General features: G+C 73.8%; 11 protein-coding genes. 2 read left to right on the forward strand and 9 right to left on the reverse strand.

Annotated elements, in window-relative coordinates:
• Positions 1–32: 32 nt before the first annotated feature.
• From IN07_RS07615 to IN07_RS07630, 4 genes are read right to left on the reverse strand one after another with little or no spacing between them, the layout of a single operon-like run.
• Complete coding sequence (locus IN07_RS07615) at positions 33–869, reverse strand: phosphocholine cytidylyltransferase family protein (RefSeq protein WP_197058388.1); 837 nt, start codon at positions 867–869, stop codon at positions 33–35.
• Between the two features lie 2 nt (positions 870–871).
• A complete protein-coding gene (locus tag IN07_RS07620) occupies positions 872–1,993 on the reverse strand; it encodes a CDP-glycerol--glycerophosphate glycerophosphotransferase (RefSeq protein ID WP_036334821.1) in 1,122 nt (373 codons plus the stop codon).
• Entirely contained in the window at positions 1,990–2,820 is an 831-nt protein-coding gene (locus IN07_RS07625; protein WP_081975261.1) for an HAD family hydrolase, read from the reverse strand. Before IN07_RS07625 ends, IN07_RS07620 begins: the two co-directional genes overlap by 4 nt.
• Entirely contained in the window at positions 2,817–4,397 is a 1,581-nt protein-coding gene (locus IN07_RS07630; RefSeq protein WP_052091012.1) for a mannitol dehydrogenase family protein, read from the reverse strand. The genes IN07_RS07625 and IN07_RS07630 overlap by 4 nt, the downstream gene beginning before the upstream one ends.
• Before the next feature lie 523 nt (positions 4,398–4,920).
• Between IN07_RS07630 and leuS the strand changes: the two genes are divergently transcribed.
• On the forward strand, positions 4,921–7,830 hold the full coding sequence (gene leuS, locus IN07_RS07635; protein ID WP_036334827.1) for a leucine--tRNA ligase: 2,910 nt from the start codon (positions 4,921–4,923) through the stop codon (positions 7,828–7,830).
• Positions 7,831–7,931: 101 nt separating this feature from the next.
• Here leuS and IN07_RS24365 read toward each other — a convergent pair whose 3' ends face one another.
• The 3 genes from IN07_RS24365 to IN07_RS07650 are packed head-to-tail and all read right to left on the reverse strand — an operon-like array spanning position 7,932 to position 10,297.
• Positions 7,932–8,375, reverse strand: coding sequence for a PPOX class F420-dependent oxidoreductase (locus IN07_RS24365; protein ID WP_036334829.1), 444 nt, complete (start codon positions 8,373–8,375; stop codon positions 7,932–7,934).
• Positions 8,372–9,013 (reverse strand): lipoyl(octanoyl) transferase LipB, encoded by a 642-nt coding sequence (gene lipB, locus IN07_RS07645; protein ID WP_036334830.1) that lies wholly within the window; start codon positions 9,011–9,013, stop codon positions 8,372–8,374. Before lipB ends, IN07_RS24365 begins: the two co-directional genes overlap by 4 nt.
• A 48-nt stretch (positions 9,014–9,061) precedes the next feature.
• Positions 9,062–10,297 carry an NAD(P)/FAD-dependent oxidoreductase gene (locus tag IN07_RS07650; RefSeq protein ID WP_036334832.1) on the reverse strand — a complete coding sequence of 412 codons (1,236 nt, stop codon included), beginning with the start codon at positions 10,295–10,297 and terminating at the stop codon, positions 9,062–9,064.
• A gap of 118 nt (positions 10,298–10,415) precedes the next feature.
• Between IN07_RS07650 and IN07_RS07655 the strand changes: the two genes are divergently transcribed.
• Positions 10,416–12,086, forward strand: a complete 1,671-nt coding sequence (locus tag IN07_RS07655; RefSeq protein ID WP_036334834.1) for a serine/threonine-protein kinase — start codon at positions 10,416–10,418, stop codon at positions 12,084–12,086.
• 4 nt (positions 12,087–12,090) lie between these two features.
• Here IN07_RS07655 and IN07_RS07660 read toward each other — a convergent pair whose 3' ends face one another.
• Together IN07_RS07660 and sucB are read right to left on the reverse strand one after the other, a co-directional pair.
• Entirely contained in the window at positions 12,091–12,996 is a 906-nt protein-coding gene (locus IN07_RS07660) for a TIGR01777 family oxidoreductase (RefSeq protein WP_036334835.1), read from the reverse strand.
• A gap of 87 nt (positions 12,997–13,083) precedes the next feature.
• Positions 13,084–14,495 (reverse strand): 2-oxoglutarate dehydrogenase, E2 component, dihydrolipoamide succinyltransferase (sucB, locus tag IN07_RS07665; RefSeq protein ID WP_231558045.1); only part of this gene is annotated, 1,412 nt, incomplete at its 5' end.

Below are 14,495 nucleotides of genomic sequence, written 5' to 3' on the forward strand. Positions count from 1 at the left end.
GACCTCAGCACAGCGACCTCAGTGCGGTGACCTCAGCGCAGTTCGGAGGCGAGTGGCTCCAGCGCGGCCCGGGAGCCCAGCCAGGTGTTCGCCCGCTGCAGGTCGTCGTCGAAGTCGATCTCCACCGCGGAGAACCGGGAGATGTCCAGCGGCCGGAAACGGACGCCCGCCCGCTGGATCGCCAGCTCCATGCCGCGCTCGAAGTAGTCCGAGGCCTCGCAGGCGCTGAGGTGCTCGATGAGCGCGGCCTTGTCCGCCCCCGAGACGTAGTTGATGCCGACCGCCTCGCCGAGGCCACCGGCCACGGTCTTGGACAGCTCCCGGACGAACCCGTCGGCGTCGAGGGTGTACTTGACCTCCTCGTCGGCGACCGTGGAGGTGTCCACGCAGACGAAGCTCTCGTCGGCCTGCACCAGCGGTGCGGCGTGGTCGAGCACCGCCGGGTCGAACACCACGTCGCCGTTCAGCCACAGCACGCCGCCGGGCTGCGAGGTGCGCAGCGCGCGGAGCAGGCTCTGCGAGGTGTTCGTGACGGCGAAGTCGGGGTTGAACGCGAACAGCAGGTCGGGCTGGGCGCGCATGACCGCCTTGGCCCGGTAGCCCACCACCGCGGTGATCGGGGTGGCATCGCCGAAGACGGTGCGGATGCCCTCCAGCTGCTGCTGCATGATGCTGCGGCCGTCCATCAGCGGGGTGAGCGGCTTGGGCAGCTTGCGGCCCAGCCGGGTTCCCATGCCGGCGGCCAGCACGACCACCTGGGGAGCGGTGGGCGTCGGACTGGTGGGCGCGGTGGCGGAGGAGCGGCCGGGAGCCGCCCGACGCGACCGCTGATCGCGGCCCCCGGTCAGGATCGGGTCAGTAGTCCGCATGCTCAACTCCTCTTTCCGTCGTGCGTGGGTGCAGCCGTCGGCCCGGGAGGGCCGGCCGGGAAGAACAGCTGGAGGACCCGCTCGGTGGCGCGGCCGTCCTCCAGCGAGCAGAAGGCCTCGTGGAAGCGGTTGTACCGCTCCGTGGGGACCCAGGGCACCCGGCCGAGCTCGGCGATGGCGGCCAGCACCTCCTCGCTGCTGCTGAGCAGCGGGCCCGGTGCGGCCTCGGCGAGGTCGAAGTAGAAGCCCCGCAGTTCGTTCTGGAAGTACTCCAGGTCGTACGTGAAGTTGATGATCGGCTTCCCGGTGACGGCGAAGTCGAACATCGTCGAGGAGTAGTCGGTGACCAGGACGTCGGCGGCCAGGTAGAGGAAGCGGATGTCCGGGTAGCTGGACACGTCGCGGATGGGCGCCCCCGACGCGAGGTCCAGCCGGTCGGAGACCATCTGGTGCACCCGCAGTAGCAGGACGTGGTCCTCGCCCAGCGCGGCGGCGAACTCGCCGAGGTCGAGCGGGAACGAGTGCTGAGGTCCACCGTCGGCGGCGTTGAACACCTGGTCGTCGCGCCACGTCGGGGTGTAGAGGACCGCCGTGGCGCCCTCGGGGATGCCGAGCTCGGCCCGCACCTGTGCCCGCAGTCGGTCCGCGTCGGGGGAGGAGAGCACGTCGTTGCGCGGGTAGCCGGTCTCGTGCACCGGCCCGGTGAACCCGAAGGCCTTCTGGAAGCGCGGAGTGCTCACCGCGTTGGGCGACAGCAGCGCGTCCCAGCGGGCGATCTCGGTGTCCAGGTAGGCCAGCCGGCCCTCCGGTGCCCACAGCACGTCGTTGTGGATCCGCTTCAGCGGCGTGCCGTGCCAGGTCTGCAGGTATGTCGTGCCGGGGGACTTGTCCCAGTCGAAGCCGATGTGGTCGTTGGAGACCACGACGTCGGCGGCCTCCAGCGCGGCGACCGCCGCAGGGGTGCCGAACTCGACCGTCGACGTGCCGGCGGGGAAGTCTCCGACCCGGTCGGCAGCGGCGAGCCAGGTGACGTCGACGTCGTCGCCGCGCTCGACCAGGGCCTCGAAGAGGGCGCGCGGGCTGTCGGAGTACATCCCGCGGAAGCTGTTGAAGACGACCTTCACCGCTGACCACCCGTCTGCAGTAGGGAGGGCCGGGACGCCGGGCGGCGCTCCAGCACCGGGAGGACCAGCTCGGTCAGCTCGGCCCAGGTGGAGACCACCGCGAGGACGCCGGCGTCCCACAGCTGCGCCTCACGCTCGGCGCGCTCGGCCGGGGCCACGAAACGCAGGTTGCCCACGGTCGGGCAGCCGGCCCGGACGGCGGACAGTGCACCGGGCACGGAGTCCTCCACGGCCAGGCCCTGGGCCGGGGAGATCCCGATCCGGGCGCACGCGTGCAGGTAGACCGCGGGGTCGGGCTTGCTGGTCGGGATGGGGAGGGAGTCCTCGGCGCTGTAGCGGCCGGCCGGGGGAACCAGCTCGTCCAGGCTGGTGGCGGTGAAGCACCCGGCCAGGCGGGTGAGGGCGCTGGAGCTGACCGCGGCGAGGGTGAGGTGCCGGCCCAGCGCGCTCAGCGCGGCGGTGACCTCGGCATCCGGGCGCAGCACCTGGGAGAGGTGCGCGGTGACGGCCTGCTTCTCCTCGGCGACCCAGCTGTCCAGGTCGGTCACGGGTACGCCGGCCGCAGCGGCCAGCTCAGCGGCCGTCGTCCGGAAGTTCTTCCCGGTGGTGGCCAGGCGCAGCTCCTCGGCGGTGAACCGCCGGTCGACGCCGTGCGCGGCCAGGAACCGGTTGGTGACGTCGGCGGAGGCGACGAAGGCCGGCTCCTCGGAGGGGAAGAGGTTCCCGTCCGCGTCGCAGAGCAGCGCCTCGAGTGGCTCGATGAGCGCGTCGATGAGCCGGGGCATGGGGGGCGCCTCCTCCGTGGGGTCGGTCGGACGGGTGGTCATGCCGGCAGCAGGGCGCCGGACAGTGGGGAGTGGGCCGGTGCGGGGACCGCGGCCGCGTCGCCCTCGGCGAGCGCGTAGGCCACCGCGCCCCGGACGCCGAGCTCCTCCAGCTGCCGCAGCGCGGTGGCGAGCGCGGTGACGAACGACTCGTCCCGGCCGAGGTCTCCGAAGACTGCGTCGACGGCGAGCAGCGGCCGCGGGTCGGTGCCGCCGGCGCGGGCCAGGACACCGAGTTCCTCGGCGCGGTCGTCGGCCAGCGCGAGCGGGCGGCCGGCGAGGTCGGTGCCCTGCAGGTATCGACACCACCCGGCGACGGCGAGGGTGAGCAGCCGGGAGGGGCGGCCCTGCTCCCGCGCGGTGAGCAGGGAGGGCAGCACGTAGAGCGGGATCTTCGACGAGCCGCGACGGCACAGCCGGTCCAGCCGGTCACCGATGGCCGGGTCGGTGAAACGGCGCAGCAGGCTCTGCTGGTACTCGCCCAGGTCGATGCCATCGGGCGAGGGCAGCAGCGGCGCGACCTCCCGGGCCATCAGCCGGGTCACGTAGCGGCCCAGCACCGGGTCGGCCAGGAACTCGTCGACCCGCGCGACGCCGGCCAGCTCGCCCAGGTGCCCCATCGCGGAGTGGCTGCCGTTGAGCAGCCGGGTCTTCATCAGCTCGTGGTGGCCGACGTCGGCGACGAACTGCACGCCCACCTGCTCCAGCGGCGGGCGGCCGTTGCAGAAGGAGTCCTCCAGGACCCATTGGGAGAACGGCTCGGTGATCACCGGCCAGCGGTCGGCGACGCCGAACAAGCGGGTGACCTCGTCCCGGTCGGAGAGGCTGGTGGAGGGGGTGATCCGGTCGACCATGCTGCCGGGGAAGGTGACCTGCTCGTCGATCCAGGCGGCCAGTCCCGGGTCGCGCAGCTGGGCGAAGCCCACCACCGCGGCGCGGGCGGCCTCGCCGTTGGACTGCATGTTGTCGCAGGACAGCACGGTGAACGGGGCCAGCCCTGCCCGCCGCCGGACGTCGAGGGCCTCGACGATGTAGCCGAACAGGGTCTGCGGATGGTGCGGGTCGGCGAGGTCGGCGTGTACCGCGGCGTCGGGGACGAACCGGCCGGTGCCGGCGTCGATCCTGTAGGCGTTGCCGGTGATGGTCATGGTGACCAGCCGGGTGCGCTCGTCGGTGAGGACGGCCAGCACTGCCTCCGGGGAGTCCGGGGCGAAGAGGTAGTCGATCAGCGAGCCGATCACGCGGGCGTGCTCGCCGGCGCTGCTGCGCTCCACCACGGTGTACAGGTGGTCCTGCGGCTGAAGGGCATCGCGCATCTGCGGTGAGCGCAGCCCAACGCCGACGACGCCCCAGTCGGTACAGCCGGACTCGGCCAGGTCGTCGAGGTAGACCAGCTGGTGCGCCCGGTGGAACCCGCCCACGCTGAAGTGGACGACTGCGGGGGTGAGCGCGGCCCGGTCGTAGGTGGGCACGCGGACGTTGGCCGCGTGGTGGGGGAGCGTCAGCTCGGACAGCGAGGCCGCCGCGGAGGCGGTGGGGGCGCCGGTGGGGTCGGTGCCGTGCTGGGCGAGCTGTTCCATCGACGTCCTCCTGTCAGCCGTTCAACGCTCCGCGTGCACGGATGTGCCCATTGCCTGCACCCGGGGAGCGGCGGCCTGTCGGATGCCGCCTGCCGAACAGGTGACGCCCGCTGCCGGCGACGAACTCCACCGGGGGCTCGGGCCGGACGACAGGGGAGTGTCGTCGGCCTCGTGCCCGCCGGGAGCGCGCTGTCGGCGCGGACGTGCGCAGGCGGCGCTGCTGCTCAACGCCGGACAGGTGTGATGCCCGGAACGGTCGTTGGGCAAACCCACGGTGATCATGAACATACGGGTCGGGACCGGTCGTTGGCCAGCGTGCGCCCCACCGTGCTCCCTACGGGTGTGGCGCAGCTCGCTCTCCCGGGGCACCAGGTGGCGCGCGCTAGGATCGGCGCCGTGACCGGCGGACTCCTGCTTCCCCAGCCGTGCTGATCTGACCTGGAGCAGACCAGCACGGCGACCCCTCCTGTGTGAGGGGTCTTTTTCTGTCCGCCGCCAGATCCTTCCCGTGGGAGCACCGACGATGAGCCAGACGGCCAGCCAGCACACCGAGCCCACCGCCGACGGGGTGCCGCCGCACCGGTACACCCCCGCGCTGGCGCAGCAGATCGAGCTCGCCTGGCAGGACCGCTGGGAGGCCGAGGGCACGTTCCACACGCCCAACCCGGTCGGCCGGCTGAGCGAGGGCTTCGACCGGGTGGCCGACCGGCCCAAGGCCTTCCTGATGGACATGTTCCCGTACCCCTCCGGTGCCGGGCTGCACGTCGGGCACCCGCTGGGCTACCTGGGCACCGACGTCACCAGCCGCTTCCTGCGGATGGACGGGCACAACGTGCTGCACCCGATGGGGTACGACGCCTTCGGCCTGCCCGCCGAGCAGTTCGCCGTGCAGACCGGCCAGCACCCGCGGGTCACCACCGAGGCCAACATCGCCGCGATCAGTGCCCAGCTGCGCCGGCTGGGTGTCGACCACGACACCCGCCGTACCTTCGCCACGATCGACCCGGGCTACTACAAGTGGACCCAGTGGATCTTCCGGCAGATCTTCGAGGCCTGGTTCGACGAGTCCGCCGACGGCGGTCGGGGCAGGGCCCGGCCGATCCCCGAGCTGGTCGCCGAGCTGGACGCCGGCACCCGGCAGCCCGCTGCGGGCACGCTGCCCGAGGGGCGCGACTGGGCCGAGCTGTCCGACGTGGAGCGCCGGAGGGTCGTCGACGCGCACCGGCTGGCCTACCGGCACCAGGCGCCGGTGAACTGGTGCCCCGGGCTGGGCACGGTGCTGTCCAACGAGGAGGTCACCCCGGACGGCAGGTCCGAGCGGGGCAACTTCCCGGTTTTCCGCCGTCCGCTGACCCAGTGGATGGTGCGGATCACCTCCTACGCCGAGCGGCTGCTGACCGACCTGGACCGGCTGGACTGGTCGGACTCCCTGAAGCAGATGCAGCGCAACTGGATCGGCCGGTCGACCGGCGCCCGGGTGCGGTTCGCCACCGGGGCTGAGTCCATCGAGGTGTTCACCACCCGGCCGGACACCCTGTTCGGCGCCACCTACCTGGTGCTGGCGCCCGAGCACCCGCTGGTCGGCACGCTGACCGCCGGCCAGTGGCCCGAGGGCACCGACCCCCGGTGGACCGCCGGCGCGCCCACCCCGGCCGAGGCCGTCGCCGCCTACCAGCGGCAGGCCTCCCGCCGCTCGGAGCTGGACCGGCAGGCCGAGGGCCGGGAGAAGACCGGGGTCTGGCTGGGCGCCACCGCCCGCAACCCGCTGACCGGGGCCGACCTGCCGGTGTTCATCGCCGACTACGTGCTCACCGGCTACGGCACCGGCGCGATCATGGCGGTGCCCGGCGAGGACGCCCGGGACTGGGACTTCGCGCAGGAGTTCGGGCTGCCCGTCGTCCGCACCGTGCAGCCGCCGGCCGACTTCGACGGCGGTGCGTACACCGGCACCGGCCCGATGATCAACAGCTCGAACGAGCACCTGTCGCTGGACGGTCTGGACAAGGCCGCCGCCATCGCCCGGGTGACCGAGTGGCTGGTGGCGAAGGGGGTCGGCGAGGCGACCACGACCTACAAGCTGCGCGACTGGCTGTTCAGCCGGCAGCGGTACTGGGGCGAGCCGTTCCCGGTGGTCTACGCCGTCGACGGTGACGACGCCGACCTGCCGGTCGCCGTCCCGGAGTCGATGCTGCCGGTGCTGCTGCCCGAGGTCGACGACTACTCGCCCAAGACGTTCGCCGACGACGACGCCGACTCCCAGCCCGAGCCGCCGCTGTCCCGGGCCACCGAGTGGACGACGGTCACCCTGGACCTGGGCGACGGCCCTCGCCGGTACCGCCGCGAGACCAACACCATGCCCAACTGGGCCGGCTCGTGCTGGTACTACCTGCGCTACCTGGACCCGGCGAACGACGAGCGGTTCGTCGACCCGGAGCTGGAGGCCTACTGGATGGGCCCGCGGGAGCCCGGTGACGTCGGCGGCGTCGACCTGTACGTCGGCGGTGTGGAGCACGCGGTGCTGCACCTGCTGTACGCCCGGTTCTGGCACAAGGTGCTGTTCGACCTGGGTCACGTCTCCAGCGAGGAGCCGTTCCGCCGGCTGGTCAACCAGGGCTACATCTCCGCCTTCGCCTACACCGACGCCCGGGGCTTCTACGTGCCCGCCGCCGAGGTGGTGGAGAAGGACGGCCAGTTCCTCTACCAGGGGGAGCCGGTCAGCCGGGAGTACGGGAAGATCGGCAAGAGCCTGAAGAACATGGTCACGCCGGACGAGATGATCGGGCAGTACGGGGCCGACACGTTCCGGGTCTACGAGATGTCGACCGGGCCGCTGGACCAGTCCCGCCCGTGGGAGACCAAGGCCGTGGTCGGCTCGCAGCGGCTGCTGCAGCGGGTCTGGCGGGTCGTGGTCGACGAGGAGTCCGGCGCGGTGCGCGCCGGCGACGTCGAGCCGGACGACGAGACCTCGCGCGCCCTGCACCGGGCGATCGAGGCCGTGCGCGACGGCATGACGACCCTGCGGTTCAACATCGCCATCGCCCGGATCACCGAGCTGACCAACCACCTGACCTCGGCCTGCCCGCCGGGGACGCCGGTGCCGCGCTCGGTCGCCGAGTCGCTGGTGCTGCTGGTCGCGCCGCTGGCCCCGCACCTGGCCGAGGAGCTGTGGGCCCGGCTGGGGCACTCTGACTCCGTGGCCTGGGCGTCCTTCCCGGTGGCCGACCCGCAGTGGCTGGTCGACGAGACGGTGCAGGTCGCCGTCCAGGTCAACGGCAAGGTGCGGGCCCAGGTGGCCGTACCGGCCGACGCGGACGCCGCGGCGCTGGAGGCGGCGGCCCGGGCGGACGAGCGGATCGCCGGCTACCTCGACGGCGCGACCGTGCGCAGGGTGGTCGCGGTGCCGGGCCGGCTGGTCAACTTCGTCCTGGGCTGACCGCCGCGCGGGGTGTCAGCGCTGATCAGGTGACCTGATCAGGAACTGTCCTACCGCATCAACGCTGGTGGGGGAGGACAGTCAGTGATCAGGTGACCTGATCACTGTCGGGCGGCGGGGGTGATGCGGATCATCGTCTGGCGTTCCCGCCCGCGGTGCGTGAACCGCGCCGCGATGCGGGAGGTGCCGTAGGTGATCCGCCACTGCCAGCCGTAGCGCCGGGCGAGGGCAGCCCGCGCGCCGGGCCACTCGGACGGCTCGAGGAACTCGGCGAGACCGTCGACCGCCGGACCCTCGAGCCGGCCCCGCATGTCGCAGGGGGCGACGGTGACCCGGCTGGTGTGCCGCAGCCGCTTCACCTTGCCGGAGTCCGCCCGGGTCCAGACCACCAGAGAAAGGACCTCGTCCCCCTCCCTCCTCGCCCGCTCGGAGCGAGCCTCTGGACGAGGCCCGACCGGCGCCGCCCAGACTGGGGTGGGCACGGCCTCGCCGGTGCGCCGGAAGGTGGTCAGGCTGACGTACCGGCTGGTGGGGAGACTGGTCATGCCACCGCGGTGCGGGTCAGCGCGCGGCGCATCGCGGCCTCGACCGGGTCGATGACCTCGGCGACGGTCACGTCCCGGTCGAGCTCGACGCTCAGGGAGGTGGCCCCGGCGTCGGGGATCCCGCACGGGACCATGTTCGTGAAGGCGGCCATGTCCGGGTCGCAGTTGAGCGCGAACCCGTGCATCGTCACGCCCCGGGCGACCCGGACGCCGATCGCGGCGATCTTCCGGTCGGGGCCGCGCTCGTCGGCCCGGACCCACACGCCGCTGCGCCCCTCGACCTGTTCGGTGGCCAGGCCGAAGCTGCCGCAGACCTCCATCAGGGCGCGCTCCAGCCGGCGCACGTGGGCCACCACGTCGACCGGGTCGGGGAGCGCGATGATCGGGTACCCGACCAGCTGGCCGGGCCCGTGCCAGGTGATCTTGCCGCCGCGGTCGACGTCGATGACCGGGGTGCCGTCGAACGGTCGCTCGTGCGGCTCGGTGCGCTTGCCGGCGGTGTAGACCGGCGGGTGCTCGAGCAGCAGCATCGTGTCCGGACCGGTGCCGGCGACGCGCTGCTCGTGCAGGTCGCGCTGCTGCGCCCAGGCCTGCTCGTAGGGGACCAGACCCGCCCGGACGACCACCAGCTCGCTCATGCCGCCGAGCCTATGCCGCCGACGTGCGGAGCCGCTGCTGACCGCCGATCAGGACGGCGGCGCCCCGAGCCACCGGAGCACGGCGCGCGCGGTCCGGGACCCGCTGGCCATCGCACCCTGGATGGACGGGGTGTCCCGGTGGTCTCCGCAGACGAAGAGCCCACCGCCCAGGTCGACCGGGCGACGGTGTTGCAGCGGGGGAGTGGCCGCCGGCTGCGCTCCGGTGACGGTGACGGTGGTGAGGTGGGTCAGCTCGGCGGTGGGCACACCGTGCAGGCGCGCCACCTCCTCCCGGACGTCCGGCTCCCGGGTCGGCGCCAGGGTCGAGCTGGCGACCAGCGCCCGGCCGTCGGGGCTGTAGGCCGGTTGCGCGTCCGAGACCACCGCGCTGTTCACCAGCCGCCCATCGGGCTGCCCCAGCACGATCAGCGGAGCCGACCAGGGCGACTCCGGCAGCACGTGCAGGTGCGTGGTCACCTGCCGGGGTGCCGACGCCCCGAGCCCGGGGAGCAGGACCGCCGCGGTGTCGGGGTCGGTCGCCACCACGACGGCGTCGGCGGTCGTGGTCCCGGCGTCGGTGTGCACGGCCCCGCCCTCGACCCCCGTCGCGCGGACGCCGAGGTGCACGCGGTCGGCGGGCAGCCGGCCGGCGAACTGCTCGCCGATCGCCTGCATCCCGCCGGCGGGCAGACCGACCCGGCCCCGGACGAAGCTGCGCCAGACCAGGTCCAGGTAGTGGCTGGAGGTCTCCAGGCGGTCCTCCAGCAGGACGCCGGCCAGGAACGGCCGCAGGAACACCTCGAGCGCCTGCTCGCCGAGCCCCGCGGCGCGGAGGGCCTCGGCAGCGGTGCGTTCGCGCGCCTCCAGCAGCCGGGACACCGGTGCGTAGCCGGCCCGCGCGGAGAAGGCGGCGAGCGCAGCCTGCCGGACCGGCCCACCCAGCGGTGCCCGCAGCGTGTCCACGACGGTGCCCGGGTGCTGGCGGGGGTCGACGACCCGGTGGGCGCGCCCGTCCACGCGGACCATCGCACCGGTCCAGAACCAGCCCAGGTCGAGCGCCGGAAGGTCGAGGTCGGCGGCCCGGGGGTAGCCGGTGTTGAACACCTGGAAGCCGCGGTCGACCAGGAAGCCGTCGATCCGGGCGGTCGACAGCCGGCCGCCCGGGTGCTGGGCGACGTCGAGCAGGTGGACGTCGCGGCCGGCCGCCGCCAGCCGGGTGGCGGCGCTGAGCCCGGCCAGCCCTGCACCGACCACGACGACCTCGGCACGTGGCGGCGGTGGCATGGGTCCGAACTTAAGCGGTCCGGGATGACCCGTCCTGCCCACCGCCGCAGCTGTGGACGGGCCAGGGGCCTGTGGACGAGCCCAGCAGGGGACCGGCCATCGGCCCTACCGTCCCGGCATGCCTGCGCAGCCCTCCCCGTCGGCGGCCCCGGTCGTGCCCGGCTACGTGCTCGAAGAGCTCCTGGGCCGGGGTGGCTCCGGCCAGGTGTGGCGGGCACGGCCACGGTCGGGCGGGCCGCCGGTGGCGGTCAAGGTGCTGTTGCGGGGCGACCCGGAACGGCAGGAGCGCGAGGCAGGGCTGCTCGGTGAGCTCGACCACCCGCACCTGGTGCGGCTGCACCACGTCGTCCGTCGCGAGGTGCGCGACGGCCCGGCCCAGGTGGCGCTGGTGCTCGACCTGCTCGCCGGCGGCAGCCTGGCGGCCCTGCTGGCCCGGCGGTGGCGGCTGCGCCCCGGAGAGGTGGTCACCACGGTGGCCCCGGTGGCGGCTGCACTGGCCCACGCCCACGAACGGGGCGTCGTGCACGGCGACCTGTCGCCGGGCAACGTCGTGTTCACGGAGGAGGGCCGCCCGGTGCTCACCGACCTGGGCACCGCCCGGTTGGTCGGCGACGTCGCGCGGGCCGAGGTGACCCCGGCGTACGTCGACCCGGTGGTGGCCCGCGGCGGTGCGCCGGGGCCGGCGTCGGACGTCTTCGGTGTCGCTGCGGCGGCCTTCCACGCGCTGACGGGGGTCGCTCCCTGGAACGCCGCCGACCCCGCGGGCACGTTCGCGGTCGCAGCCGGCGGCGACCTGCCCGATCTCGCCCTCCTGGCCCCCGATGCGCCCGACGAGCTGGTGCGCGTGGTCCTCCGCGGGCTGTCGGCCGAACCGCACCTGCGAGGGTCCGCCGCGGCGTTCGCCCTCGACCTGCGGCACTCCTGCCGGCCGGAGCCGGTCCGGCTCCCGGTGGCCGGCGTGCCCGACGGCGAGCTCGGGGCCACCGGGCGGGGCCCACGGACCGAGCTGACCCACCAGGTGCCGGGCCGGCGACCCCGCGCCGCCCATGCCGTGCCGGCTCCCGAGGGGCGATGGGCGCAGCTCCTGGCGCGGTTCGGTGACCGGATCGCCGTCGCAGGGGCAGGCAGTGAGGTGGGCGTGCATCCCCTGGTCCGCGGCGCGCTCCGGCGGACGGCGACGGCTGCCCTCGTGCTCACCGCCCTCGCTGCGGCACTGGCCGGTGCCACCTGGCTCGGGGCGAGCTGGGGTGGGTCGGGGGGTGATCCGGTGCCCGCTGCGGGCCGGACTGCGGCGAGCAGCGTCCCCCCGTCGGCGGCGACACCCACGGCCCCGGACGATGCCGTGGAGGTCGCGGAGGCATCGCCGGCCGACCGGTCGGCGACGCCGGTGGCGGACGACGAGTGGGCTGCGGTGCTCAGCGACCTCTACGGACGGCGGAGCGCTGCCTTCACCGACCCGGACCCGGCGGCGCTGGGGGAGGTGCACGCGCCTGGCAGCGCCTCGCTGTCCCGCGACACCGATCAGGTGGAGCAGCTGGTCGCGGCGGGTCAGCGGCTCGACGGCTTCGCGCCCCGGCTGGTCCGCCTCGTCGACGTGACGGCCTCCGGGCCGATCCGGTTCGACGTGGAGCTGGTCGACGAGCTGCCGGCCTACCGGGTGGTGCACGCCGGCGTGCCCGACGGCGCGGTGGTCGCCGAGGTGCCTGCCCGCGGTGCGGCGCCCGTGCAGATGGTCGTGGAGCGCACGGCGTCGGGTTGGCGGATCGCCGATGCCCGGCTGGGCGGGTGAGGGGTCAGCGGGCGGCGACGGCGGCCCGCAGCGCCTCTCGGAGGTCCTCGTGCGTGAACCGGAACCCGGCCGACCGCAGGACGTCGGGGACGGCACGCTGCCCGGCCAGCACACCCACGTCGGCGAACTCGCCGAGGGCCAGTCGCAGGGCGAACCCGGGCACGGTGAACAGGGCGGGCCGGTGCACGACCTCGGCGAGCGCGGCGGTGAACTCCGCGTTGGTGGCCGGACTGGGGGCAGTGAGGTTGACCGGGCCGGACACCGGCGCGGTGAGCAGGAACCTGATCGCGTCGACCTCGTCCTGCAGGCTGATCCAGGGCATGTACTGCTGGCCCGAGGCGAGCTTGCCGCCCAGCCCGAGGCGGAACAGGGGGAGCAGCCGACCCAGCAACCCGCCGTGGCCGAGCACCAGCCCGGTGCGCAGGGTCGCCACCCGTACCCCGGCGGCGACGGCTGGCGCGGTCGCTGCCTCCCAGGCGACGCAGACCCGGGCCAGGAAGTCGTCGCCGGCCGGCACGGTCTCGTCGACCACCCGTTCGCCGGTGTCGCCGTACCAGCCGACGGCGGACGCCGAGAGCAGCACCCGGTCACGACCGGGCACGGCTCGGGCCGCCTCGACGAGGGCCTGGCTCACCGTGGTCGTGCTGTCGACCCGGCTGGCCAGCACCTGCTGCTTGTGCTTCTCCGTCCAGCGCCGGTCCCCGACCCCGACGCCGGCGAGGTTGACCACGGCGTCCACGTCGTGGAGGAGGCCGTCGGGGAAACGGTGGTGTGCCGGCTCCCAGCGGTGCTCGTCCGCGGTGCGCGGGGTGCGGCGCACCAGGCGCAGCACCTCGTGCCCGTCGGCCACCAGCGACCGGACGAGCGCAGATCCGATCAACCCGGAGGACCCCGTGACGGCCACCTTCATCGAGTGCTCCTTCGGGTCGGTACGGGGACGTGCACCAGAGGAGACGACGAAGGGCCCCGGCCGAAGCCGGGGCCCTTCATCGGTGGATCAGGAGATGCCCAGGTCGCCCTGGAACTGCCCGCCCTCGAGCCGCTCCCGCACCGTGGTGAGGAACCGGGCGGCGTCGGCGCCGTCGACGATCCGGTGGTCGTAGCTCAGCGCCAGGTAGACCATCGACCGGACGGCGATCACCTCGCCGAGCTCCGGGTCCTGCACCACCACGGGGCGCTTGACCACCGAGCCGACGCCCAGGATGGCGACCTGGGGCTGGTTGATGATCGGGGTGTCGAACAGCGCGCCCCGGCTGCCGGTGTTGGTCAGCGTGAACGTGCCGCCGCCCAGCTCGTCCGGCGTGACCTTGTTGGTGCGGGTCCGCTCGGCCAGGTCGGCGATCTTCCGGGCGATGCCGGGCACGTTCAGGTCGCCGGCACCGCGGATCACCGGCACCAGCAGGCCGCGCTCGGTGTCCACGGCGATGCCCAGGTTCTCGGCGTCGTGGTAGGTGACCGTCCCGGCCTCGAGGTCGACCGAGGAGTTGACCACCGGGTGGGCCTTGAGGGCCTCGACCGCGGCCTTGGCGAAGAACGGCAGGAACGACAGCTTGACGCCCTCCCGGGCGGCGAAGTCGTTCTTCACCTGGTTGCGCAGGTTCGCGATCCGGGTGACGTCCGCCTCGACCACGGTGGTGAGCTGCGCACTGATCTGCAGCGACTCGAGCATCCGCTTGGCGATGACGGTGCGCAGCCGGGAGAGCTTCTCCGTGTTGCCGCGCAGCGAGGAGTCCGGGGTCGCGGCCGGCGAGGGGGTGCGGGCGCCGCCGGAGGAGGCGGCAGCGGGCGCGGCGGCCGGCTTCTTGGACTCCTCGGCGGCGGCGAGCACGTCCTGCTTGCGGATCCGGCCGCCGACGCCGGTGCCGGTGACCGAGGACAGGTCGACGCCCTGCTCGGCAGCCAGCCGGCGCACCAGCGGGGTGACGTAGGCGCCGCCGCCGTCGGGTGCCGGGGCGGGCGCGGGCTTCGAGGCCGGTGCGACCGCCTCGGCGGGAGACGGCTGGTCAGTGGGCGACTGGGTCGGCATGCTGCCGCCCGACCCGTAGTCGGCACCGGGCTGGCCGCTGTCGGTGTTGGCCTCGGCCGGGGTCGGCTGGTCCGCCTTCGGGGTCGCCTTCTCCTTCGGCTCCTCCTTCGGAGCCGGCTTCTCCTCGGCGGCGGGCTCCTCGGCGGCGGGCTCCTCGGCGGCGGGCTCCGCCTTCGGCTCGGCCTTCGGCGCGGACTCGGCCGTCGCCGAACCGCCACCGGAGCCACCGATGACCGCCAGCTCGGCGCCGACCTCCACGGTCTCGTCCTCGGACACGACGATCTTGGTGAGCACACCGGCGACAGGGGAGGGGATCTCGGTGTCGACCTTGTCGGTGGAGACCTCCAGGAGGGGCTCGTCGACCTCGACCTGGTCACCCTCCT

The sequence above is a fragment of the Modestobacter caceresii genome (assembly GCF_000761485.1).
Taxonomy (GTDB): domain Bacteria; phylum Actinomycetota; class Actinomycetes; order Mycobacteriales; family Geodermatophilaceae; genus Modestobacter; species Modestobacter caceresii.

Coding starts and splice junctions, on each gene's coding strand:
- IN07_RS07615 (WP_197058388.1), bottom strand. CDS start 869: ATGCGGACTACTGACCCGATCCTGACCGGGGGCCGCGATCAGCGGTCG.
- IN07_RS07625 (WP_081975261.1), bottom strand. CDS start 2,820: ATGACCACCCGTCCGACCGACCCCACGGAGGAGGCGCCCCCCATGCCC.
- IN07_RS07630 (WP_052091012.1), bottom strand. CDS start 4,397: ATGGAACAGCTCGCCCAGCACGGCACCGACCCCACCGGCGCCCCCACC.
- leuS (WP_036334827.1), top strand. CDS start 4,921: ATGAGCCAGACGGCCAGCCAGCACACCGAGCCCACCGCCGACGGGGTG.
- IN07_RS24365 (WP_036334829.1), bottom strand. CDS start 8,375: ATGACCAGTCTCCCCACCAGCCGGTACGTCAGCCTGACCACCTTCCGG.
- lipB (WP_036334830.1), bottom strand. CDS start 9,013: ATGAGCGAGCTGGTGGTCGTCCGGGCGGGTCTGGTCCCCTACGAGCAG.
- IN07_RS07650 (WP_036334832.1), bottom strand. CDS start 10,297: ATGCCACCGCCGCCACGTGCCGAGGTCGTCGTGGTCGGTGCAGGGCTG.
- IN07_RS07655 (WP_036334834.1), top strand. CDS start 10,416: ATGCCTGCGCAGCCCTCCCCGTCGGCGGCCCCGGTCGTGCCCGGCTAC.
- IN07_RS07660 (WP_036334835.1), bottom strand. CDS start 12,996: ATGAAGGTGGCCGTCACGGGGTCCTCCGGGTTGATCGGATCTGCGCTC.